The sequence below is a fragment of the Cupriavidus sp. 05L310 genome, from assembly GCF_056398185.1.
Genome location: NZ_JBFTOX010000155.1, coordinates 1 through 1,584, shown reverse-complemented (window position 1 = coordinate 1,584; position 1,584 = coordinate 1). Strand labels below are relative to the sequence as shown.

At 65.5% G+C, this 1,584-nt stretch carries 2 protein-coding genes; both read right to left on the bottom strand.

Annotation, left to right across the window (positions count from 1 at the left end; all coding sequences use genetic code 11):
- Positions 1 to 334: 334 nt before the first annotated feature.
- The gene (locus tag AC1DS6_RS42570) at positions 335 to 574 is read right to left on the bottom strand and encodes a hypothetical protein (RefSeq protein ID WP_477104800.1); all 240 of its coding nucleotides are present in this window, start codon (positions 572 to 574) and stop codon (positions 335 to 337) included.
- Positions 571 to 1,344 (bottom strand): DUF6884 domain-containing protein, encoded by a 774-nt coding sequence (locus tag AC1DS6_RS42565; protein WP_477104799.1) that lies wholly within the window; start codon positions 1,342 to 1,344, stop codon positions 571 to 573. Before AC1DS6_RS42565 ends, AC1DS6_RS42570 begins: the two co-directional genes overlap by 4 nt.
- Positions 1,345 to 1,584 lie beyond the last annotated feature (240 nt).

The following is a 1,584-nucleotide window of genomic DNA, read 5'->3' as shown; positions in this document are numbered from 1 at the left end:
CTGATGCTGGATGATCGAGCGGGCCGCGAAAGGGCGCCGGTCCGCGCCGGATGCCTCGCGGCGCTGCCAATCGGCGTAGGCGAGGGTGGGATTGGTGAGCCAGAGGCTGTCGACGGGTGTCATGACCGCATTTATATACTGAATTCCGCCTTCCCCGCACCCCTACCGCCTCTTCGAGGCGGACATAGCCTTCAGGTTAGCGGGGTGGAGCCAGGCGGACAGATGCTCGCCGCCGTGTGGCTCTGGAGAAAAGGTCGCCGCCATGCTCATGCGCGATGCGGATTGCGCTTGAGACGGGCATAGCGCGGATAGCGGGCGTCGAGCATCTCTTCTATCACCTGCTGACGGTCTCCGTCCTCAGGGTCGGGGGGCACTCCAGCAGGTTTGTGTCTGCACAGAAACGTATGATTTCCAACAGCAACGCTTCGCGCCGCGGCGGTGGGAAATGCAGGCGTCTGGCTTTGGTCCAGTAGCGGTAGCCGCGATGGGTGAGGGCAAGCAGGGCGGCGGGCGTGCCATCGAGGTTGGCAGCGAGGGCCTTGGCTTCCAACTGCAGGGGGATGGTGATAGTCATTGGTTCGGCTGGAGATTCGTCAGGGCGATCCAACGGGAAACGATGTGCGCGCGGTTTCCCGTTCCCTCCTCGACGTCGGCTTCGGCGGTCAGGCCACTGGGTCCTTGGAAAATGCTCCGGGTGGTTGCCCAACGGGGCGCAATGCCGGGCAGGTGTCGGTAGGCGTGAATGACGCGCTCGCCCACCGTGAATGGCCCAGCGCGGCGGAAGTAGGGCACGCCGTTGGGAAAGCGCCCGATCTCTTCGGAGGGGTCATTGCTTAGGCCGTCCAGATACTGGCCGAGCTGGGAGCGCTGCATCCCGATGCCGCCGCTGGTTTCCACGATCGCGGGCGTAGCGCCAGCACCAACCTTGCGGGCCCACCGCTCCACGGCCGCGCGCATCACCCGACGGTAGTGCATGCCGCCGGCGAGGAAGACCGGGCCGACCTGGTCGGGCCACGCCGCACCGGCCATCGCCGTCGACAGGCCCGAGAGCATGGTTTCCGCGCGATCCGCGGTCATACGGGCATCGTAGGGGGCAATCTCCGCGTCCGGCTGGATAAAGCCATGCTGCGCCGAGAGGATGATGACCTGGGGCTGCGCATCGGCTCGCACGTGCGCGCGAAACGTTTCATACATGACGCCGCGATACAGATCCATGGCGGGGGCAGGGCGGTTGAGCTTCGTGGCCGAGCAGGCCATCAGCACCAATGGGCGAGCCGGCGATCGCGCGACGGTTGCGCGAGCGATTTCATCAAAGAGGCTGAGTTGCGTGGGGTGGGCCTGCATTGGAAGCACGGGGGTGATGGGACATACTTCCAATCTACAGGCGCAGGCTGGAAGTCAAGGCCGGACAGCCGGGGGGGCCGTCAAATGTCCGGTCCGGCGCGCTTGGCGTTGCGCGCCCCGACAAGCGAGGCCTCGCTGCGCGTTGCCAACTCGGGGATTGGCACCTGCATCATGTTTCGTGCGGCCTCGCGTATCGCGCTGGTGAGGCACTCACGTCTGCCACCCAGGTCAACATTCCCA

Coding starts and splice junctions, on each gene's coding strand:
- AC1DS6_RS42570 (WP_477104800.1), bottom strand. CDS start 574: ATGACTATCACCATCCCCCTGCAGTTGGAAGCCAAGGCCCTCGCTGCC.
- AC1DS6_RS42565 (WP_477104799.1), bottom strand. CDS start 1,344: ATGCAGGCCCACCCCACGCAACTCAGCCTCTTTGATGAAATCGCTCGC.